At 44.5% G+C, this 21,991-nt stretch carries 16 protein-coding genes; 1 reads left to right on the top strand and 15 read right to left on the bottom strand.

Annotated elements, in window-relative coordinates; all coding sequences use genetic code 11:
• Positions 1 to 31 precede the first annotated feature (31 nt).
• From MHN32_RS14065 to metA, 14 genes are all read right to left on the bottom strand, one after another.
• Entirely contained in the window at positions 32 to 1,300 is a 1,269-nt protein-coding gene (locus tag MHN32_RS14065) for an ATP-binding protein (RefSeq protein ID WP_239422131.1), read from the bottom strand.
• The gene (locus MHN32_RS14060; protein WP_239422129.1) at positions 1,293 to 2,627 is read right to left on the bottom strand and encodes a sigma-54 dependent transcriptional regulator; all 1,335 of its coding nucleotides are present in this window, start codon (positions 2,625 to 2,627) and stop codon (positions 1,293 to 1,295) included. The genes MHN32_RS14065 and MHN32_RS14060 overlap by 8 nt, the downstream gene beginning before the upstream one ends.
• Before the next feature lie 40 nt (positions 2,628 to 2,667).
• Complete coding sequence (locus MHN32_RS14055) at positions 2,668 to 5,094, bottom strand: ABC transporter permease (RefSeq protein ID WP_239422128.1); 2,427 nt, start codon at positions 5,092 to 5,094, stop codon at positions 2,668 to 2,670.
• Positions 5,094 to 5,816: an ABC transporter ATP-binding protein gene (locus MHN32_RS14050; protein ID WP_102056410.1), complete on the bottom strand. Its 723-nt coding sequence runs from the start codon at positions 5,814 to 5,816 to the stop codon at positions 5,094 to 5,096. Before MHN32_RS14050 ends, MHN32_RS14055 begins: the two co-directional genes overlap by 1 nt.
• A gap of 11 nt (positions 5,817 to 5,827) precedes the next feature.
• A complete protein-coding gene (locus MHN32_RS14045) occupies positions 5,828 to 7,021 on the bottom strand; it encodes an HlyD family efflux transporter periplasmic adaptor subunit (protein WP_239422127.1) in 1,194 nt (397 codons plus the stop codon).
• Positions 7,022 to 7,345: 324 nt separating this feature from the next.
• Entirely contained in the window at positions 7,346 to 7,573 is a 228-nt protein-coding gene (locus MHN32_RS14040) for a DUF1496 domain-containing protein (protein ID WP_010604090.1), read from the bottom strand.
• A gap of 318 nt (positions 7,574 to 7,891) precedes the next feature.
• Positions 7,892 to 8,992: a hypothetical protein gene (locus MHN32_RS14035; protein ID WP_239422125.1), complete on the bottom strand. Its 1,101-nt coding sequence runs from the start codon at positions 8,990 to 8,992 to the stop codon at positions 7,892 to 7,894.
• Between the two features lie 64 nt (positions 8,993 to 9,056).
• A complete protein-coding gene (locus MHN32_RS14030; protein ID WP_102056407.1) occupies positions 9,057 to 9,860 on the bottom strand; it encodes an MBL fold metallo-hydrolase in 804 nt (267 codons plus the stop codon).
• 76 nt (positions 9,861 to 9,936) lie between these two features.
• A complete protein-coding gene (gene hrpB, locus MHN32_RS14025) occupies positions 9,937 to 12,447 on the bottom strand; it encodes an ATP-dependent helicase HrpB (RefSeq protein ID WP_239422123.1) in 2,511 nt (836 codons plus the stop codon).
• Positions 12,448 to 12,523: 76 nt separating this feature from the next.
• On the bottom strand, positions 12,524 to 14,392 hold the full coding sequence (locus MHN32_RS14020) for a GGDEF domain-containing protein (RefSeq protein WP_239422121.1): 1,869 nt from the start codon (positions 14,390 to 14,392) through the stop codon (positions 12,524 to 12,526).
• The gene (locus MHN32_RS14015; protein WP_102056404.1) at positions 14,392 to 15,276 is read right to left on the bottom strand and encodes a hypothetical protein; all 885 of its coding nucleotides are present in this window, start codon (positions 15,274 to 15,276) and stop codon (positions 14,392 to 14,394) included. The genes MHN32_RS14020 and MHN32_RS14015 overlap by 1 nt, the downstream gene beginning before the upstream one ends.
• 210 nt (positions 15,277 to 15,486) lie before the next feature.
• Entirely contained in the window at positions 15,487 to 18,114 is a 2,628-nt protein-coding gene (metH, locus tag MHN32_RS14010) for a methionine synthase (protein WP_239422120.1), read from the bottom strand.
• Between the two features lie 9 nt (positions 18,115 to 18,123).
• Entirely contained in the window at positions 18,124 to 19,203 is a 1,080-nt protein-coding gene (locus MHN32_RS14005; RefSeq protein WP_010604097.1) for a homocysteine S-methyltransferase family protein, read from the bottom strand.
• Positions 19,193 to 20,140 carry a homoserine O-succinyltransferase gene (gene metA, locus MHN32_RS14000; RefSeq protein WP_102056401.1) on the bottom strand — a complete coding sequence of 316 codons (948 nt, stop codon included), beginning with the start codon at positions 20,138 to 20,140 and terminating at the stop codon, positions 19,193 to 19,195. The genes MHN32_RS14005 and metA overlap by 11 nt, the downstream gene beginning before the upstream one ends.
• A 177-nt stretch (positions 20,141 to 20,317) precedes the next feature.
• Here metA and MHN32_RS13995 point away from each other — a divergent pair, with 177 nt between their 5' ends.
• Positions 20,318 to 21,208 (top strand): DMT family transporter, encoded by an 891-nt coding sequence (locus tag MHN32_RS13995; protein WP_227387285.1) that lies wholly within the window; start codon positions 20,318 to 20,320, stop codon positions 21,206 to 21,208.
• A 46-nt stretch (positions 21,209 to 21,254) separates the two neighbouring features.
• Here the strand turns inward: MHN32_RS13995 and MHN32_RS13990 are convergent, their stop codons facing one another.
• Positions 21,255 to 21,986 (bottom strand): Ig-like domain-containing protein, encoded by a 732-nt coding sequence (locus MHN32_RS13990; RefSeq protein ID WP_239422118.1) that lies wholly within the window; start codon positions 21,984 to 21,986, stop codon positions 21,255 to 21,257.
• Between the last annotated feature and the right edge of the window lie 5 nt (positions 21,987 to 21,991).

Below are 21,991 nucleotides of genomic sequence, written 5' to 3'. Positions count from 1 at the left end.
ATTCAAATATTGCGAAGTTGTTCAAAATTTACTAGAAATGCAAAGTAACCACAGCTTGAGCCCCTTTATTGTCCGGTAAATTCGCTAAATGCAACTCCCCTTGCTGATTACGAATAAGCTCCCTGCTCAATACCAAGCCGATACCCGATCCCTTTGGTTTAGTAGAATAAAATGGTACAAAAAGGTTATCAGGATTGGCGATACCAGCGCCGTTATCTTCTAGGGTAAAGCGCCAATTTTTTGGTCTATCTATGGTTAGTGTTATGCCATCATTCCCCGCAGATTGATTTGCTTGCTCAGCATTATTGACAAGGTTGATCATAGCCTGCGTTAGCTGAGCTTCATCACAATAAACCAAGCCCTTATTAAGCGCCTTTATCTCAACACTGGGAAATAAAGCTTGCCAGCGCGATACCAGCAACTCTACCTCAATGTTTTGCATATCAACGGGTGGAAGCTGCGCTACTTGTGCGTAGTTTGCAACAAATTGCTGTAAATGAGCTGCACGACTTTCTATTACACCGAGCATAGTTTGCTGCATCTCAGGTGAAATGATATTGCCATCTTGTTGTAGAGATTGCGCCATTGAGTACACTGGAGTTAAGGCGTTTCGCACTTCATGATTGAGTACCGATAGTAGCTTTTGCCATACCTGCTTTTCATTATCTCGCAGCGCTTGCTCCACCGAGAAAAACACCAATAATTGATAGGCTCGCTGCCCCCGATATAGTTTATGAGCCGCAATGCTAAATCGAGAGATGTGCTGCGTATGCTGCCATTGTTCATCCACATACTGAAGCGCCAGAGCTTTAGCATGTGCACCATGTAACACCTGTTCTGGATACACTGTATTCATGGCATGATTGGCAAAATACACATGATGATGCGCATCAAGTACCACAATTGGCAGGGTGAGTTCGCTCATAAAATTAAATACAAAAGCTTCATTCTGACCATATTCTTGACGCTTTTGCTGTAATCGCTTGGCAGCTTCTTTGAGCTCAGCCTTGAGCAATTCAACCCGACCCTTGCGGTATTGCGCTAACTGCCATACACCAAACTCTTCATTGGTTACACCGTCCAACTGGACCGCCAAACTTTCAAGCACCTGCATTACTGATTGATAGCCGTAACTCAGTGCTAATACAGAGGGGATCATCACACCGAGCAACAAAGTGATTGCACTTAACAACGTAAGCTCAAAATAGCAGATCAACCCAAGCGCGAGCATAGCAAGTGTGATTATAGGTATCGCAATGCCAACAAGTAACTTGTGCTCAAGTGATGCCAGCTTAGCCATCAAGCTCTGCCTTTGGGCTAATATCGTACTTTTCTAGGCGTCGATAAATTGCAGATTTACTCAAACCTAAAAATTCTCCAGCGGCCACTACATTGCCATCGAAATGGCGGATCGCTCTTGCAATCATGCGTTTTTCGGCTTCTTCCAGGCTCAACAGTGGGAGCTCTTGCTCTAGTACACCTTCCTCAAGCTCGATATCATCCGCGGTTACCTCAGGCTGAAGTCCTAAGATCACGGCCCGTTCAATGACATGAGATAGCTCACGAATATTCCCAGGCCAACTGTAACTCAATAATTTGTCTAGCGCCGCAGCAGTTAGCGAGCGCTCCCGTCCAGTATCATTACCATGGCGCTGGGTGTGCTTTGTTAAAAAATGGGCTGCTAAGCTTGGAAGCTCTGCTAATCTCGCTCTGAGTGGTGGCACCCTTAGCACCACCGTATTTAAGCGATAGAGTAAGTCCTGACGAAACTGCCCGGCGTTAATCGCTTCTGACAAATCCGTATTAGTGGCAGAAACAATCCGCGCGTTACTGCGGCGCGTTTCAGAATCTCCCACGACTTCATATTCACCCGTTTCGAGCACGCGTAATAGCTTGCCCTGAAGTGACAACGGCAAACTGCCGATTTCATCTAAAAACAAAGTGCCATTTTCAGCCATTTCAAACCGTCCAGTGCGGTTTGCTTTTGCATCGGTAAATGCGCCTTTGCGATGGCCAAATAACTCACTTTCAAATAATTCCGTTGGAATAGCGGCCATATTCACGCTCACAAAAGCGTGCTCAGAGCGACCGCTATTATCATGAATATATTTAGCCAACTGACTTTTTCCGCAGCCATTTTCTCCCAAAATAAGTACGTTAGCATTGGTTTTTGCAACGCGCTGAGCTTGCTGAAACAACTGAGTGGTTGCGTTATTGTCTGTGTGTGGTTCATGTAATGACGATAGCGCTTCATCACTTTTGGTGTAGCGTCTGATGGTGTTCAGCAGTCGCTGGTTTTGCCAAGGTTTTTCAATGAGGTCACATGCGCCCAACTGCATTGCTTGGACCGCAAGTTCAACCTTGGCCCACGCAGTAATAACAACCACAGGCACACTTATTTGCGCTTGTCTCAGCCAACTAAGAAATTGCAGCCCTTCTTTTCCTGAGGTTGTATCTCTATTGAAGTTCATATCAAGCAAAATAAGCGCAACGGGCTGCTGCGATAAAATAGCTTTAGCTTCATCAGGGTGTGCGGCTTCAAGGCTCATAAAACCATGACTTTGTAGCACTATGGTGGCTGACATTCGCACGTCAGGGTTGTCGTCGATGATTAAAACTGGCGTCATCACTTCCTACTTATATTCTGTTTGGGCTTACGCCCAAACTTTAATGTTTTAATGCTCGCATTGGTGTCGAGTTTATTAACTGTCTCATTGGGTAAATCGCCGTGACTAACGCAAAAGCCAACATGGTAACAATCACTACAAACAACCAGCTGGATTTTGCCAACAACCAATCTGACGAAACACTTATATAAAATCCCGCAACAACCATAATGGCAGCCAACATCGCCACTAGCATCGGCGCGATGGTATCTGACAATAACAACCGATATAAGCGGTGTCGTTTGGCACCAAGTGCCATTCGCATCCCAAACTCGTAGCGTCTTTGTTGAAAGCTATAGTTAAGCACACCGTAAATGCCCACCCCAGATAACAACAAACAAAAACCACAAAGCGCAAAGCTTAGCAGTAAAGTCAGGCGCTCCAAATAGGTAATGCTCTGATATGTCTTTGTTAAGTTTAAAAAACGCCATATTCCCGCCTGACCATTCACGGCGCTGATGGCATTTTGGATCTGAGCGCGAGTAAGTGATGCTCCCGGTTCCATTTCTATCATAAATGGATAACCCAAAGGCAGCGCGGGTAGCCAAACGGTTTTACCTTGAAGTTCATGATGACGTTTAGGGTAATTGAAGTTTTTTGAAATACCTACGATTTCAGCAGGTACATCTGGGTTAAAAATAAAATACGTTTCACCAATCACATCCCCATCTGGTTTTAACGCCTGTGCCGCAGCCCAAGAAACAATAGCCTCTTCCTTTTCGCCTCGAATTGCAGCTTCGCTAAAAGTGCGCCCGGCAACGAGCTCAAGCCCAGTTAATGCAAAATAATCCGGCCCAACGTTACCTCTAACCATGTTCGGTGTCCATTCACCCGCCATATCTTGCATAGCAACCACAGGGACATCGCTTTGTAATGGACTTTCTCCATGGGCTACGCCTAACACGCCCGGAATGTTAGTCAGCGCGAGTTTGAATCTTTCAATATTGGCGTAACGCGCGGGAAATGGAGTGGGATCTGCGGGAATATGTAGCATCACGCTATACATATTGTCCAACTTTGTTCCGAGCGGTCTAAGCAAGGTATCGGCGCTTTTACACAACACTAAGGTCGCCCCAAGCACCAACACTGTGGTAAAAAACAGCTGTACCGCAACCAGTGTTTTTGTCGTCGCTATGCGTACCGCTTTTACGCTGCCTTTACCTGACGACTGCATGCTTTGCTTAAGCTGGCTAAAATCAATCATGCGTGAAGTTACAAACGCAAACAATAAAGCCAATAACAGTACGGTTAGGATAGCACTGAGCAGTACAGTGGTATCTAAGGTTAAGGTATCAATCAGCGGCAAATAACCACTGGTGAGCGATTTAACCAACCTCAGCTCCCACGCCGCAATAAATAACCCCACCAGCACAGCGCCTGACACCAATAACAGCGCTTCTAGCAAAATTCCACGAAACAACAGCTTACGCTTCGCACCGAGCATAGCTTGTAAGGCCAGTTGCTGCTGGATGGTGTGAGCTCGAGAGATAAACAAATTACTCACATTAAAAATTGCAATGAGTACCAAGCATGACACACTCAACAACACGATAATGGCAAGCTTGTCATGTCCCGCCAGTTCTACGTCACGGTACGAACGTACTATAGGTTCAATATCAAGTAACGCTTCGTCAGCCGATTTCCATTCGCTTTGGTGCAGTTGAGCATTTTGATATAGCTGCTCTACGAGGATATCCTGACCACTATTGACTGGTAATATCGCCAGTAACTTCAAGTTGTTTAGTCTGCTACTCCACGGATGATACTCGCCGCGCTGATCACCAAAAAATCGCTCATCTTCAGAAAAACTAAGCCACAGCGCCCCATTTCCTTCACTTAAAAAGTAAGGATCAATATGCGTACGCGCAGCAACACCGACGATGGTGTACAGTCTGCCAACAATCCGCAAACTCTCCCCAAGCACATTGTCATCACCATTGAAGTATTGTTGCCAAAGTTTATAGGAAATAATGACCTCTGGATTTTTCTGGCTAATGCTTTTCGTCGGCGTTAGGTATCGCCCCAGTGCTAGCGGCATTTTCACCATACTAAAATAATCCGAACTTGCAAAAGTCAGCGTAAGCTTTGGCTTGCCAGCTAGATTTTCAACCACATCGGAAAAGCTACTGATCAAAGCTCGTTTTTCAAATATGGAGGGGATCTGATACCAGTTCAGCATATTTTGGAAGCTTTGCAGCCCTTCAGACGCCCTGTCTTGGTATACGTTTTTTTGTTCTACCACCACAAATCGCGATTCATTTTCAATCTCAAGCGGCTTAATAAAAAAGCCACTAAACAGACTCAATGCGACAAAAAAGCAGCTTAACGCGAGTGCCAACGTCAGTACTAGCGTGATACAAAAATTCGGTACTTGAAGCAAACTTTTGATTGCCAGCCCTAATTGACGCCGAAGTTGCAAAAACCCCATTACACCACCTCCGCAGTACAAATATCGCGTTTTGCAACGCTTGATGAAACCTGTACACCATCTAAAAGCTGAATTTGCCGCTTGGCATAACCTGCATAGCGAATATCGTGCGTCACCATGCAAATGGTTGTGCCTTGCCTATTCAACTCTCCCAGCAAGGCCATTACCGCATCCCCATTTTTAGAATCGAGGTTTCCAGTTGGTTCATCAACTAATAAGATACTTGGCTCGCCTGCAAGCGCACGCGCAATAGCCACTCGCTGCTGCTGTCCACCAGATAGTTGGTTTGGTTTATGTTTTGCTCGGTGAGACATTTCAACTTGCTTAAGCGCGCCCATCACACGGCGCTCAATTTCGTCAGTCGCAAGCGCAGGCTCTCGATACTGAAGCGGTAAAGCCACATTATCAAATACCGTTAACCCATCCAGTAGATTAAATGACTGAAAGACAAAACCGATATGCAAATTACGCAGCTCTGCTTGCGTGTCTGCGTCTAGCGTACTGGTTTCTATATCTTGGATGCGATAGCTGCCCGACGTGATGTCATCTAATAGTCCAAGAATGCTCAATAGAGTGGATTTTCCCGATCCTGACGGGCCAGTTATCGCAACATAATCGCCCATTTCAATTTCAAGGTTAATGTTGCTAATGGCGTGAGTTTCAACATCCTCGCCAAAGAACACTTTGCTCACTTGATGTAATGCCAAAATTGTCTTGTCCATTTGTTCTTCCTTTACCGATTGAGTGATTTAATTGTTATTTTTTCTAGGTGCTGGTAGTCAGACATTTCTGACACCACCACTCGCTCACCGGATACACCGCCTTCGAGTACTTCAATGGCATTGCCGGCTAGTTTACCAAACTTGAAACTTTTTTTGATAAGCATGTTGTTTTGTTTATCTAAAACAAATAATTGACTCTGAGATTGTGGAGTTGCACGCGGTGGCTTAATAAGTGAAAGTGCGGCGGTCTTTTTTGCTGTAAAAATTTGCCCTTCAACAGTCAAAAGTGGGCGAGCATTGCTTGGCAGCTCCCCAAGCAATGCCAGCTCTATCGCAATACGCCCGTCTTGTACGATGGGCACAACGCGGCTAACCTTTGCCTCAACCTGACCAACAAAGGTGTCTACTACTGCTCGTTGACCTAAGATAATCTCGCTTGCTTCTCGCTCTGGCACCAGTAAGTCGGCTACCAAAGTTCGCTCACTGCCTACCACAGCTAGCGCCTGCCCGCGTGTAATTGCTTGACCTTGACTGACATGTACTTGCTGCAACATGCCGCTGATCCCCGAAGTGACTTGTAATTGCTCCACCGCCTGAAGCGCGACCTGATAGCTCAGCTCATATTCTTTTAATAGTTCTAGCTCAATCTCAATTCTTTGCTTGTGTAATGCACTGGTTTGGCTAAGTTGCTGCTGAGCGAGCTTTACTCGCTCGCTTAACTGAGCGACAGTTAAGATTGAGCGCTGATGGTCTAAGCTTGAAACTATGCCTTGAGTAACTAATTGGCGCTCAGCCTGCTCTCGCAATTTGGCATTTTCAAGCTCACTGCTGAGTAGGGTATTTTGTCCTTTCAATACTAGTCGCTCACTTTCTTGGCTTAGCCTTAACGCTTCAACATTGGCTTTTTGCCTAGCGAGTACTAGTCTTTCTCGGTGGAGTTGCTGAGTTAACTCAGGATTGGTTAACTGTAAAATAACGGTGTCTGGCTCTACCCTACTGCCTGGAAGATGCAGTATGGTTTCAACTTGAGCTGCAAATGCGGTCGTGATCTCTCTACTGATCTTTGAGCGTAACCTTCCATAGCCTTTAACACTAAATTCTATTGGCCCGGATTGAATAGAGGCAAACTTGAGTGTTTCTACATCTAGCTGGTGCTTGTCCGGTAAGAACAACATACCAAAGAGTATAATTAGGGTGACAGTCACAATTAATCGCCACCTAAAAGCCTTGACAGGTGGTTTTGTCAGAGTCGTTTTAATATCCATCGCTTCACTGTATTAATTTTTTATACGTAAAAGCGACATCCATGCCAAAATTAAGCCATTGAATTATTGTGCTTTTTTATTTTTTGTTTGTGTTTCTTTCCCAACAGTGGGACTGTGGCAGAGCTTTTCTGGGAATTTTTGAAGTAAATAATGAATTGGAAGTCTAGAAAGTAACTCTTAGTTACGCTTTAACTTGGTCATAGTTAGAGGTGTATAACCGATGTAAGCTACACACCTATGATAGGTCGCGAAGTTTACAGCAAACTAGAGTGTCTTCCAGACCAAGATATTGTCCCCACGTCTAACACAACGCTGCACGACATCGCCGATATAGTGTTTTGCGCCTTCAGAGAATTGTTTATCTGCGTAGTAGCAAAACTTTGTTGAGTCGTAAGTTTTTGCTTGTTTGTTATTTACTTCAACATTATTCGCTTCAGCAGCAATTGAAAAAACAGGTGCTAATAGCAAAACTGAAAAAATATATTTTATCATTTTAATTTCCTTTTTATTCAGCCCACAAAGCCTATGGGGTGTTTCATTTACATGTTAAGACGGGTATATCAACCGCAACAGCCAAGCTCTTATTACATTTCAACCTGCTCAGAAATTACCTAAAACAACTTAAAAGCAATAAAAACTGACTAATTTTAAATCGTACCTATTTCAATTCCAATGTCAATTATTTAACACCGACCACCGAATTCTAAAACTCTATAGAAGTCTTTAAGAATGATGCTAATCATATTATCACTGGCCCTATTGAACTATATTTTATGTCTATATACGTGGGGGTATTCTTAGACTCTAATACTATAATCGCCAAATCGCTTTAAAAGTTTTGCTCGCCAAATAGAAAAATAACAGCGGCATCAATACTAACTTCAGTAGCAAAAGCGATACCACGTTTAAGAAGTCGATAAAGAGTGACTCAGCAGCGTCGAGCATATCGTTAATACCACTAGAAACGGCTTTAATTGCTCGACTTAACGTCCCCTCATTACTAACGTGTAGCTGCTCATTGAGCCTTTCTATTTGTTGTTGATGTTGATCTTTCTCTCTATTAATAAGTGCAATTTGAGTATCAATTTTAGCCTTATCACTAGCCAATCGTTGTTGCTTTTCAATCAGTGGCTTTGCCTCTTCACTTTTGGTAAATGTTAACCACTCGGATAAACTTCGGTTCGCTTGAGCCGCTTCAATATCACCTTCCAACGCGGTAATTTCAGCATGTAGCTCGGTAGCTTCACCATGAAGACGGATCTGTTGTTTTGTCAATAACGCTATTTGTTCACTATGGCTTTGCTTTTGACCGGTGATTTGGGCCTTTATTTTTGCACTTTGCGCACTGGTCTTTGTTGCTTGAGATTGGAAGAGATCAACACTGCTCGACACAACTTCACTTTGTTTATTTATTTCTTGGTCCAGTAAGAGTTGGCTAGTGAGACCTGTCGATAGAATTACAAAGGGAACCACAAAACGGATCAATAGCATCGTGGCTAATATTTTAGTTCTAACCGTTTGCCAAAACCCTAGATAGCAGCACACGAAATATCCAATTACCGTGACAGTAAAAGCGACACTAAACAATACATGAGTAGAAATGGTGTAGAGAATTCGTTGTATAAACAAAGAGCCAATGGCTAGTTGCATCACATCAGAAATGTATTCAGCTAAATCATTGATAGGATCGAGTAGCTGCGCAGGTTGAATGCTTGCAACACCAATCCCAACTTCGGCAGATTGCAACAAAGAAATAGCGCCATTTACTGTACGTGCTGAAGCATAGACGAGCGAGGATTGTAGCAGCGCTCCATCAATGAACTCCGTCATGGTGAGATTGAAAGCTGATGACCAACTTAATACCACCAAGATAGTAAGTAATACAAATTTACCTATTTTAGCCCAGACCATCTACATACACACCTAGAATGCTAAAGGTTTAGTATTGATGAACAAAGCTTAACTAAAACTGATCTTACTTGTGATTTTCTGGATAATTGGCTACCACAGATAATGTCCGCTTTACAAATGTATTCAGCGCCCGCTCTGGAAGAAAGGGTTGTCGCCCTTCAAGATTAAACTGTGATAATAAGCGCTTAATCTCCTCATCGTTCTTTATTTGCTCAACCGACTTACCCGCCTGATTCAAAATCTTCACCCGCTCAACCAAAGCGAATGTTTGAATTCTATGTTCTTCGAGTTCTCTTTTCGATGTAGGTTTGCCATGACCTGGCACAATCAACGTATTTTGATCGCCAATCGATAAAAGTAAGTCTACCGCTTTATTAAAACCCGTTAAGCCCCCAGCATAAAATGTTGGATGCCAGTTTGTGGTGTAAATGTCCCCGGTGAATAAAATATTGCTCGTGGGGTGATAGAGAATGTTGTCATTGGCGGTATGTGAAACGGCTTGAGTATGCTTTATCACCCCAAGCTCCTTTAACCCTTGTGGGCTGTCAATAAGTGTAAAACCCTGTTGTTGAAAAAAAGCATTACCACCAGTGTGATCCGAATGACTATGCGTATTTAGCAGGTATTTTTTCTCGGTCTGAAAGCTATTCTGTATCAAATCATTGAGCTTTGGCAAATCCGCATCTTCAGCTGTGGGGTCAATGATCACCACTCCCCTTTTCGTTGCAAAGATCCCAATGTTTGTGCCATAACTTTTATCTCTAACGACTTTTGCTGTGTCAGATTGATAAAGCACTTCAAACTCACCGCTATAAGTTGGCTGAGCAACAATTAAGCCCAATAAGATGAACCCCGTAATAGACCGCATTTCACACTCCTTTCTACATTAGACTGTTCACGTTATAGCCATTATGACTTCTTTACAAGCCTATTGCTCCACCAGCCTACTTTCCTCTCGCTTTTATGGAGCGGCCGGGCTTTTCCTCAAGCGGTTTATCTGGCCATCGGTGTTTTGGATATCGACCACGCATTTCTTTGGCCACCTCAAAATAAGAAGTTTGCCAAAAGTTGCTTAAATCACTGGTGGTTTGGATTGGCCTTTTCGCTGGAGATAACAGCTCAAATCGCACTGCGACTTGACCATTGGCGAGCGTTGGCGACGTCAATTGACCAAACATTTCTTGTAACACCACAGAAACGGTTGGCCCTTGGTGCTCATCGTAACGGATCGCGACTCGCTTATCGCTTGGCGTAACATAAAACTCAGGTGCTTGCGCTTCGAGTTGCTGTTGCTGCTCCCAAGTGAGTGTCGCTTGAAGCAGGTTAAAAATATCCAGTTGCTTCAGTTGTTTGATAGTGTTTACGCCCGTCAAATAGGGCAATAACCAAGTATCAAGCTGCGCTATCAAACTTGACTCAGATATCTGTGGGAAGGTATTCAAGTGCTCACTTAACCATTTAGCTCGAGCGAGCCAAGCGTGACTTTTTACCGACCAATTGAGCAAACCAAGTCCTTCCGATGTGAGAATATCCTTCACACATTGGGCAAACGCTTCTTTGGGGATCTGACTCAGGTTTTGCTCTTTTAATACCAGAGCATGATATTTAACTTGTTGCCGGCCCTGAATCGCCTCTTTTTTACTATCCAGTTGATACTGCACCACCTCACTCAAATATGGCGCTAGCTGCTCAAGTAATGTGCTCTTTTCGATTGCGCAGCTTAGAAATACCAAGCCATCTTTATTTTTGCCATCCACATCACAAACAATCAAATAGGCCTGACCTTGCAGCGGATCGCCGTCACGTAATGTTACTCCCCGGCCATTCGCAAGTAAGTAGCGGTTGTCCCCTAAAGGACGTTTTTGTGCAGCTCTGTCAGGAAAGGCATGGAGCAATAAAGTGGGCACTAAGGTTTGAATATCTACAAGGTTGATTGCTTCACTCTTGAGACTAATTCCCAGTTTGTGTGCAAATGATTTGGCCAATTTTACGGCCTGCTCTGCGGCAGCTCTGTGCAAACGATATGCTTTGGCGGCACGGGTACGGTCTTGCACAAACTCTACCAATGCCAATACTCGTTCACATATATCGCTTGTGTTAGCTTGTACTAAAATATCTCGCTCGCTCAATATTGCCGCCAAAAAACAAGCAAGTTGTTGCGAAATTAGCGTCTCACATCGCAGTAGCATGCTGGCAAGACGAGGCGAAACCCCCAGTTGTAGTGCACGCTGCCCAGCAGTTAACACTTTATTATGCGCATCGACCAAGCCAAGCGACTGATTCAATTGACAGGCCACCGAAAAATGTTGCACCGGTGGCGATGTTAGCCAATTCGCGTCCTTGTATTGTGTCACGCCCCACGCGCTGAGCTCTAACGCTAAGTCAGAAAGGTCAGTGGTGGTTATTTCTTCTGGCTGAAAGTCACTTAAATTATGATGCTCGCTTTCGCGCCAAAGACGTAAACAATGGCCCGCTTGTAGACGACCCGCACGCCCTGCACGTTGTGTTGCTGATGCCTTTGAGATCATCACCGTATCGAGCCGCGAGAGACCGCTTCTAACGTCATAGGTTAAGCGTTTTTCAAGGCCAGAATCTATAACCATAGTGATCCCGGTTATAGTCAAACTGGTTTCAGCAATATTGGTCGAAAAAATAATACGTCTTGATGCGCTGGCGCTTTTACTGAGTACTTTCTCTTGCTCAGATAAGGGTAACCCGCCGTACAAAGGCAGAAGCTCAATATTACTTTGGTCAAGCACTTGGCACGCCTCAATGCAGCGCTGAATATCAGCCTGTCCGGGAAGAAAAACCAATACATCACCATCGCTTTGTAGAGTGAAAGCGTGACGCAGCACACTTAACACATGATCTGCCAAGTAACGACTCGCTTTACCGACATATTCAATTTCAACAGGATAGGTTTTACTAGGGCAAGATAACCTTGGTGCACCATCCAGATAATTCGATAAAAGCTCGGAGTCTATCGTTGCAGACATCACCAGTAATTTGAGGTCGTCGCGATACGCTTGTTGCACTTCAAACGCGAGCATTAAAGCTAGATCCGCATGAATAGAACGCTCATGGAATTCATCGAAGATAATAAGTGCAACATCACTGAGTTCGGGATCCGCTTGAAGACGGCGAGTCAATACGCCTTCGGTGACGATTTCCAAGCGGGTGTTGGATGAAACACGTTGCTCGTTTCGGATTTGATAACCGACTCGCTCACCGACCGATTCCCCCAGCTGTTTGGCCAAATAGGTCGCGATAGATTTTGCAGCCACACGACGTGGCTCAAGCATAATAATTTTTTTACCGGAAAAAATATCAGCTTGCAGTAAACGCAGCGGCACTAAGGTCGATTTACCTGCGCCGGGCTCGGCTTGTAATACCAGACGGTTATCATTGTTTAAGGTGGAAATAATCTCGGGGATGAAGGCTTCAATCGGCAGCAAAACTATAGCGCTTTATTATTCTATCTTGTTCAATATGATACACCTAAACTGGATGTCTCCAAACAGCAGAATTCGCTTAACGAGTATTACAAGCATAAATAAGATCGGATAGATTTGACCACGTTTTTAGTTTGCCTGCTTGTAAATATGAGCGTAGATTTTGCACCATGTGCTCTGCCGGACTCTGTACTTCCTCGTCTCCAGTGTGCACGCCAACCCAGGCATTACGATGAGATTCTTTCGCAAGATATAAGCCACCGTCGGCTAACTCTAACACATGTTCCCAGTTAAGCTTGTCTGGTTGTGTTGGGTCAAACGGGAATGGAGCAAAGCCAATTGAACAAGTACAGTTGATAGTTTGATCGTTCACCACAAATGGATAGCTCTCCACTTGGCGACGGATCCGTTCTGTCACTTCGTGCGCAGCCGCTCTGTCCATATCCGGCATCACCAACAAAAACTCTTCCCCACCCCAGCGCACTAATATATCTGACTCTCGTGTGCATTGCTTGAGGATTTCAGCAAAGTCTTGCAACACGATATCTCCTGCGGCATGGCCAAAACTATCATTGATATTTTTAAAGTGGTCGATATCAATAATCACAAAAATTAGATCGGCATTCTGTTGTGTTTGCGGAATTTGCCACTTTTGCCTGTACACTTCAATGGTGCCATCGATCACGCTAAAAAAATGATGCCGATTACTCAGACCGGTCAAGCTATCGGTGAAACTAAGGGTTTGTAACCGCTTATTTCGCTCTGCGAGTTCCTCAGTACGCTGCGCAACCTGACTTTCTAACAGCTTGGTGTAACGGCGATTTTGCCAACGCCAATAAAAGACCAGCGCTAAGGTAAATACAAGCAGGACTATCAATAACCAACGCTGCTGGCTTAATCTTGCATTTTCTATCTGTTGCTGATGCGCCATAATCTGCTTTGCCTGCTGGGCATTGTCTCGCTCAAGCTCATTAAGTGCCTGCTTTTGTTGGGCAAGAGAATATTGCGCTTCTAGCTTAAGTAGTTTGTTATTACGCTTTTGCAAATTCAGTGACTGCTCGGTAACGGCATAGCGTTTTAAATAACGATGCGCTTGCTGATAGTCTCCAAGCTGAGCATAGGCTGAGGCCAGTATCCACTGCAACTGAGATTGAAAAAGTAAAAAACGTGTGCCGAGTGTATCTCTCAGCCCAGCCTGAGCTAAATCAATTGAAGTTGCAAAATCGCCACTTTGTAAAGCCACTCTGGCACGCTGCACTGCCGACATAATCCGCATTCTTTGGTTTTGAACCAAATAACCCGCATTGTCTAATTCATCTAGAATTTGCTTGGCTGGTAAATATTCACCGAGCTGTAAATGAGCCCAAGAACGCGTCAGCTTTAACTGCGCAAGCGTCTCCTGCCGAATGCCTGAAATCTCTGGAACGAAAGAAGACTTAAGCGCTAAACGATAAGCGCCCTTATCCATATTCAAGCGCGACTGCCATAAACTGATATCGGCTTTTATCTGGGCATTATCATCAATTTGCTCAGCCAGTACTGACGCTTTATCTAAATAGCGCTGCGCTAACTCATAGCTCTCTAAGTCAATATCAAGGTGAGCAATGGCGAGATAGGTGTTTGCCTTTAAAAATGTATTGTTATCGGCTTCGGCCAACTGCAACGCTTGTTGGTGCAAGTCGAGACCATCCTCAAACTCACCAAAGTGTTGAACTATACTACCCTCTAACAGTAATGCTTTGATTTGCAACGGCTTATTACCTTGCGCACGCGCTTGCTCTCGAAGAGCTCTGATGTCCGGTAATAAAGACAAGTCATAATCTTGTTCAGCCGACATTTGTAGCGCATTTAAGTTGCGCTGTATTTGTTCTGATGATTCGTAAGCAAAACCACAAAATGTAATTAGCGCACTTACCAATATGCAAAGCGATACCACAGCTGGCTGCATTAGTCTCCTCCCACCAGCATTTCAGCGTTAGCCACCTGCCAATTCGCCACTTTTTTGTTGATAAAACCAGATTCTGTCAACGCCCGTTTGATCACGCCTCGTCGTTTAAGTATTTTTAACCCACGATTGAGTGCCGCAAATATTTGCACGCCTTCAGGATGATTTTTACTGACGACAAAATGCCGAGAGTCTGGCAAGACAACCTTAATATTTTCGATTGGGACATATTCTTTACCTTCAAAATTTAAAGTTAAAGAATCACTCACGCTAAAATTAATCAACATAGTGTCGACGACATCACTTTCTACCATTGCCAACATGGTTTCCCACGGGCCAATAAAGCTCACCATGTGTAAATCTGTATTCATCAAAGCACGCCAATCCACTTCCCATTGCGGGTTAGATACCACATTCAGCTGCCGAAGCTGTGAAAGCGGCGTTTGCTGCAGTGCGACATTACGCTTGGTGACGTAAAGCCCAGCTTCGTAATCTCCTACTTCAACAAGCGGATCTGAGATAAATAATGAGCCGCGATAGTCCACGATATTTTCATGCCAAACACTGCGAGCAAGGATTAAACTTTCCCCAGCGATCAGATCGGAAAACTCTAAAATATTCACCGAAGGTTTTGGATTAAATACAACTTTGCGCGTCTCACCACCAAGAAACAAGGCCTGCTGTAGTAACACCATTTCGATGATTTCAATATGCGAACCTTTGGTGGTTGGAAAAAAAGAATCAACGTCTAAAACGTCACGACCAGCAAGAAAGTGCTCATAACGCTGACTGAAATTTTCGCTACTGATAATGTCAACAACCAGCTGATTGCTCCCCCAACAGAGATTGGAAATAAAAAGGAGTGAAAACAGCCACTTCATCTTCATTGTTGAGTAAAGCCTTGTTATTAACAGTTATTCAACTCAGTATACTTGAATTTAGCGTGCTCTGTTAACTACTAAACAACATATTCTAATGAATTTGGATTTGAAATTTATCAGCCCGCCAATAAACGTTAAAACTCACAAAGTGAAAGCAATAAAAAGCCCAGCTTACCTTAGTCTTAGATTAAGTTAAGCTAGGCTTCAATTCAGCTATTATGCCGTTTCATATCCTAAGTTAGGACCAAGCCAACGCTCCGCTTCTTCTAGCGACATCGCTTGACGCGCAGCATAGTCTTCTACTTGATCTCTTTGAATACTGGCAACGGCAAAGTACTTAGAATCTGGATGTGAGAAATACCAACCCGACACCGCTGCTCCCGGCCACATGGCGTATGAGCTAGTCAGCTTCATACCGATACGGTTTTCGACATCTAACAACTGCCAAATTTTTTGTTTCTCGGTGTGTTCAGGGCACGCTGGATACCCTGGCGCAGGACGGATCCCTTGATAGTTTTCACGGATAAGTTCTTCGTTACTTAGCGCTTCATCCGCTGCAAATCCCCAGTACACTTTACGCACTTGCTCATGTAAATATTCAGCAAATGCCTCGGCTAAGCGATCTGCGACCGCTTTAATCATGATCTTGTTGTAGTCATCTTGCTTGGCATCAAATGCATCTGCTAAGTCATCTTCTTCAAGACCGCCAGTGACGGCAAATGCACCGAAATAATCAGGTGTGCCTTTAGGCGCGATATAATCCGACAAACAATAGTTAGGAAAATCGGTTTTTTCGGTTTGTTGACGTAACTGACATGAGGTTACCAATACTTCGCTACGCGACTCATCTTTGTAAATCTCAATATCGTCACCCACACGATTCGCAGGGAACAACCCGATCACACCTAGTGGTTGCAAACTACCATCTTGTTGCAATTGATCTAACATGGCATTGGCATCGTGAAACAGCTTTTGCGCCTCTTCACCAACCACCTCGTCTTGCAAAATACGTGGGTATTTACCGGCCAGCGACCAAGTCATAAAAAAAGGTGTCCAGTCAATATAATCACGTAGTGTTTTGATGCTTACGTCTTTAAATTCGGTGATCCCCAACTTGCTCGGCACCGGTGGCGTGTAGCTTTGCCAATCAATTTTTACCGCATTATCGCGCGCACGCGCCAAGGTAACCGGTTTTGAACGTGGCTTTTTACGCGCCTGCTGCTCCCGTACTTTGACGTATTCATCCGCGGTTTTTGCTAAAAACTCTGGCTTTTGGGTTTTACTTAGCAGGCTAGATACCACACCAACCGCACGACTGGCGTTATTGACGTAAATCACACCTTTGTCGTACTGAGGTTCAATTTTAACCGCCGTATGCGCTTTCGATGTGGTTGCACCACCAATGAGTAGAGGAATATCAAAGCCGCGACGCGTCATTTCTTTCGCAACATGCACCATTTCATCAAGGGATGGCGTAATAAGGCCAGACAGACCAATGACATCAGCGTTTTCGTCAATGGCCGTTTGCAGAATTTTCTCTGCTGGCACCATCACACCCAAGTCCACGACTTCGTAGTTGTTACATTGCAGTACCACGCCCACAATGTTTTTGCCAATGTCGTGTACATCGCCCTTAACCGTGGCCATGATCACTTTACCGTTACTAGAGCCTTCTTCTTTTTCGGCCTCAATGTAAGGGTCAAGATAGGCAACCGCGCGCTTCATCACTCGAGCAGATTTCACCACTTGAGGCAGGAACATTTTGCCCGCGCCAAACAAGTCGCCAACCACGTTCATACCATCCATCAGTGGCCCTTCAATCACTTGAATTGGCTTATCAAACTGTTGGCGACAGGCCTCGGTATCCTCGTCGATAAACTCGGTGATCCCTTTAACTAAGGCGTGCTCCAAGCGTTTTTCAACTGGCCAAGAACGCCACTCTAAATCTTCCTGTTTTTCGGCTTGCGCCATGCCCGAGTATTTAGGCGCGATCTCAACCAATCGTTCGCCAGCACCGGCGTCGGTATTGAGGATCACATCCTCAACGGCATCACGGAGCTCTTTTGGAATATCGTCATACACGGCTAACTGACCGGCATTGACGATCCCCATATCCATGCCTGCTTTAATCGCATGGTAAAGAAACACAGAGTGGATCGCTTCACGCACCGGGTTGTTACCACGGAATGAGAAGGATACGTTAGATACACCCCCTGACACTTTACAGTGTGGCAGGTTTTGCTTAATTCTGCGCGTGCCCTCGATAAATTCTACGGCGTAGTTATCGTGTTCTTCGATACCCGTAGCGACCGCGAAAATATTAGGGTCAAAAATAATGTCTTCAGGTGGAAACCCAAGCTCGTCAACCAAGATTTTGTAAGAGCGCTGACAGATCTCAAACTTTCGTTCTGCGGTTTCCGCTTGACCAACTTCATCAAATGCCATCACCACCACAGCAGCACCAAAACGCTTGATGATTTTGGCTTGGTGGATAAATGGTGCCTCACCCTCTTTTAAGGAGATTGAGTTTACAATGGCTTTACCTTGAATACATTTCAGGCCCGCTTCAATGACTTCCCATTTAGACGAGTCAACCATGATGGGGACTTTAGAAATATCCGGCTCTGACGCTATCAGATTAAGAAATTTCACCATCGCAGCTTTTGAGTCCAACATGGCTTCATCCATGTTGATATCGATCACTTGCGCGCCGCTTTCAACCTGCTCTCTGGCAACATCCAGCGCGGTTTCGTAATCTTCTTCTAAAATTAAGCGCTTAAATTTTGCCGATCCCGTTACATTGGTACGTTCACCGACATTGGTAAATACTGCTGTTTGTGTCATGGTGAATTCCTAATTTAAATTACAGGCTTCAAGACCTGCCAAACGCATCCGCACTTCGATGTTAGGCAAGCTACGCGGCTGGGTTTGCTCAAGGCCTCTCGCGAAGGCGCGAATATGTTCGGGCGTGGTGCCACAGCAGCCGCCAACAATATTGATAAACCCTTCATTGCCCCAATCGATAATCTCTTTTGCCATGTCATCGGCTTCTAGGTCGTATTCACCAAACTCGTTAGGAAGCCCTGCGTTTGGATGTACAGAGGTAAAAGTCTCACAAACCCGTGACAGCTCTTCTACATACTGTCTTAATAAATCTGGGCCTAGCGCGCAGTTGAGGCCAATAGAGATTGGCTTAATATGACGAATGGAGTTATAAAACGCCTCGGTGGTTTGCCCTGATAGCGTGCGACCGGAAGCGTCGGTAATTGTGCCCGAGATCATAACAGGCAGAGTGACGCCCGCTTGCTCGAACGCTTCTTCTACACCGTAAGACGCGGCTTTGGCGTTGAGCGTATCAAAAATCGTTTCAATCAAAATAAGGTGCGCACCGCCTTCAATAAGGGCAAGCGTTGATTCGACATAGGCTGCAACCAACTTGTCAAAAGTGATATTGCGAAAACCAGGGTCGTTTACATCTGGAGAAATCGAACAGGTTTTTGACGTTGGGCCAAGTACACCTGCCACATAGCGAGGCTTGCTGGGATCTTTGGCGGTAAATTCATCACATACCGCACGTGCAAGCTTCGCCGATTCAAGATTAATCTCGCGGCTTAGGCTTGCCATGTCATAATCTTCCATCGAGATGGTGGTGGCGTTAAAAGTATTGGTTTCAATGATATCTGCGCCAGCAGCTAGATAATCGCGATGGATCTGTTTGATTATCTCAGGCTGCGTCAAACTTAGCAGATCGTTGTTGCCTTTGATAAGGACATGCCAATCTTTAAAGCGCTCACCACGATAGTCTTGTTCTTCTAATTTGTGCTTTTGGATCATGGTTCCCATTGCACCATCTAAGATCAGAATACGTTGCTGCATTGCTTGCTTAAGCTGCTCTGCTATTTGCTCACCGTTTACGGCTACATTATTCGGCATAATTGTTAGTCCTTACATCTTGGCTAACTAAGTTAATATCATAAGGTGTGGTTTGGTAAACATAGTAGTTTAACCAATTTGAGAATAACAAGAATGCATGGCTTTGCCATGTCTTAGATGGACGTTTGCTGGTGTCATTCTCAGGAAAATAGTTCTCAGGCTGCGGTGCGTTGGCCATTTTTTCACAATCACGATGGTATTCTTTTTGTAGCGTATCGGCGTCGTATTCAGGGTGGCCGGTAATATAGACTTGGCTGCCTGAGTGATTTTTAATTAAGTAAGCGCCCACTTTTTCAGAGCCTGCTAATACCACTAGGTCTTTACACGCATTAATTTTATCGATGTCGATGTGGCCGTAGCGTGAGTGTGGCACCAAGAACTCATCATCAAAACCACGAGTGAGCGCCCCGTGATCAAAATAACAGTGGTGCTTAAATACGCCGCAAAGTTTGTCATTTTTGAGTGCTCGCTTTAACCCATAATGGTGATACAAGCCAGCATGTGCGGCCCAACAGGAAAACAGGGTTGAAGTAACATGGTGCTCAGCCCAATCAAAAAATGCTTGCAATTCCTGCCAATACACCACATCGTCATATTCAAGATGCGCCAGCGGCGCGCCGGTGACGATCAAAGCATCATAGTTTTGATCTTTCACATCCGAAAAATAGCGATAAAACATATCTAGATGTTGTTCTGAGTTTTCAGAGCTGCGGTGGGTGTCTAGTCGCAACAAATCAACATTCACCTGCAAAGGGGTATTTGCCAGTAATCGGATAAATTGCACCTCAGTCTCCACCTTATTCGGCATCAAGTTTAATATCGCGAGCCGCATTGGGCGGATCTCTTGAGTTGATGCACGACTTTGTGGCATCACGAACACATTTTCATGACGCAATTGGGCAATGGCTGGGAGTTCGTCGGTGACGGTGATTGGCATGCGCTGCTCCAGACTAATCGAATGGCATTATTATGGACAAAAACTAGAAAATTTCAACCTCTAGATGTATGGACGTCTAAACATTAGTGGTAATAATTTGATTCCTTACCTCTCACTGATTATTTCAATTTATGTATACTTGCCACCATATTAATAAACACAAGAAACTTGAGATTTATGATTGGTATTGGCGAAGCAGCAGCGATTGCAGCGGCTGGGGTATGGGCTGGCTCAACCATACTGTACAAACGATTTAGCCATCACCTTAGTCCATTTGAGTTGAACGTCAGCAAAGGCGTCATCGCTTCAGCTTTGATGATCTTGTGTTTGCTCATCGCAGGTGATGCAATGTACCCGACCTTACCCTCGAGCTGGGGCTGGCTGATAGCAAGTGGGGTACTGGGCATAGCGATTGGTGACAGTGCCTACTTTGCCGCACTTAGAAATATAGGTCCTGCTCGCACTTTGGTTATTGAAAGTCTTGCACCTGCCATCGCGGGGATCTTAAACATTGTACTTCTTGGTGTTTATCTCAGCGCATCCGCTTGGCTCGGCATTGCAGTGACGACCGTTGGTGTGATGCTGGCGATTAAGCCAAGTAGAAGCCAGCCGGTATTAGACAAAAAACATTATCTCTTGGGAGTCTGCTTTGCACTCACGGCTGCCATTTGCCAAGCTGCGGGTATGGTGCTTTCCAAAGGTGCGCTAAATAACGAAAGCATTAGTAGTTTGTGGGCGGCACTTATCCGCTTGGGATCCGGCACCCTATTTGTGGCCTTTATTGTTGTTTATTTGAAATCACAAAGCCTGTTTAAAGCACTCACACTTAAACAAATCGACGGTAAAAACTGGTTATTCGTTGCAGTGTTTTTTGGCACCTTTATTGGACTGTGGCTACAGTTGATTTCCGTTAATCATACTGATCCCGCTATCGCACAAACCATCTTTGCAACGGCACCGCTCATGGTGATGACAATTGGACTACTGCGCAGAGAAGCTATTACTAAGTCTATGATGTTTGGAGGCCTAATTGCTTTGGCTGGCGTATTTTTATTGCTAAAAGGATAGCCAATATACACACTTAATATGTGTGCATATTGGCCTGAGTTTGGGGTTAATTTGCTACCGAAATAGAAACTGTCGCTGGCGAGCTTGTAATATCATAAAGGTTGTTACCCTTAATGCGATATTGGAACGAATCCAGGCCAATGAACCCAGCTTTTGGTGTGTAAGTAATGGAGTAGTCACTGTTAACAGATACTGTACCGTTAGCTGGTGAGCTAAAAATCTCAACACCATAATAATAGGGTACGCCACTATCGTTATCTTTAACGTACACATCAACAGGTTGACCAGCAAAGGTTTGTGCCAAGTCATCACTCGGATACACATCGTAATTACCACCAAACGCTTGGTCTAAGCTAACTCTGATCTCTCCCCACTCCGATGTTTCTCCAGCAGGATTAACAACGCGAAAAGAAATCGTATCTATCTTTTGGTTACCGTTGTCTTCGCCTGAGAAATAAAGCACCTTACCCTTAAATTTAACCCAACGTCTGTCTAATGTGTTGTATGCAACCGCCTGACCGTATGTAGTGTAAACTTTGTCATAAAAGCCAATTTGATCGTAGCTTTTGCTACTATCCAATTGAATACGTAGCTCACTATTTGGATAATTTGGATCAGTCACGTTGCCCTCGGCAAAGATATTAAATTCCTCTTGGATGTTTAATCCAGCATTGTACTCAAATATGGCTTTATCAAGCTGAGGAGCGGCACTCACTAATGGTGCAAATAACGCGACACCGACGCTAAGTGACTTTAGCCACATTGTATTTAACTTCATTTTTA

This window comes from Pseudoalteromonas sp. Of11M-6, from assembly GCF_022347905.1.
GTDB lineage: Bacteria > Pseudomonadota > Gammaproteobacteria > Enterobacterales > Alteromonadaceae > Pseudoalteromonas.
This window is presented reverse-complemented; position numbering and strand designations above follow the sequence as displayed.

Bases quoted from the DNA above. Each gene is read 5' to 3' on its own strand.
- MHN32_RS14040 (WP_010604090.1), bottom strand. From the start codon at position 7,573: ATGATAAAATATATTTTTTCAGTTTTGCTATTAGCACCTGTTTTTTCA.
- MHN32_RS14020 (WP_239422121.1), bottom strand. From the start codon at position 14,392: ATGCAGCCAGCTGTGGTATCGCTTTGCATATTGGTAAGTGCGCTAATT.
- metA (WP_102056401.1), bottom strand. From the start codon at position 20,140: ATGCCAATCACCGTCACCGACGAACTCCCAGCCATTGCCCAATTGCGT.
- MHN32_RS14005 (WP_010604097.1), bottom strand. From the start codon at position 19,203: ATGCCGAATAATGTAGCCGTAAACGGTGAGCAAATAGCAGAGCAGCTT.
- metH (WP_239422120.1), bottom strand. From the start codon at position 18,114: ATGACACAAACAGCAGTATTTACCAATGTCGGTGAACGTACCAATGTA.
- MHN32_RS14015 (WP_102056404.1), bottom strand. From the start codon at position 15,276: ATGAAGATGAAGTGGCTGTTTTCACTCCTTTTTATTTCCAATCTCTGT.
- MHN32_RS14030 (WP_102056407.1), bottom strand. From the start codon at position 9,860: ATGCGGTCTATTACGGGGTTCATCTTATTGGGCTTAATTGTTGCTCAG.
- MHN32_RS14035 (WP_239422125.1), bottom strand. From the start codon at position 8,992: ATGGTCTGGGCTAAAATAGGTAAATTTGTATTACTTACTATCTTGGTG.
- MHN32_RS13990 (WP_239422118.1), bottom strand. From the start codon at position 21,986: ATGAAGTTAAATACAATGTGGCTAAAGTCACTTAGCGTCGGTGTCGCG.
- MHN32_RS14050 (WP_102056410.1), bottom strand. From the start codon at position 5,816: ATGGACAAGACAATTTTGGCATTACATCAAGTGAGCAAAGTGTTCTTT.
- MHN32_RS14060 (WP_239422129.1), bottom strand. From the start codon at position 2,627: ATGACGCCAGTTTTAATCATCGACGACAACCCTGACGTGCGAATGTCA.
- MHN32_RS14055 (WP_239422128.1), bottom strand. From the start codon at position 5,094: ATGGGGTTTTTGCAACTTCGGCGTCAATTAGGGCTGGCAATCAAAAGT.
- MHN32_RS13995 (WP_227387285.1), top strand. From the start codon at position 20,318: ATGATTGGTATTGGCGAAGCAGCAGCGATTGCAGCGGCTGGGGTATGG.
- MHN32_RS14065 (WP_239422131.1), bottom strand. From the start codon at position 1,300: ATGGCTAAGCTGGCATCACTTGAGCACAAGTTACTTGTTGGCATTGCG.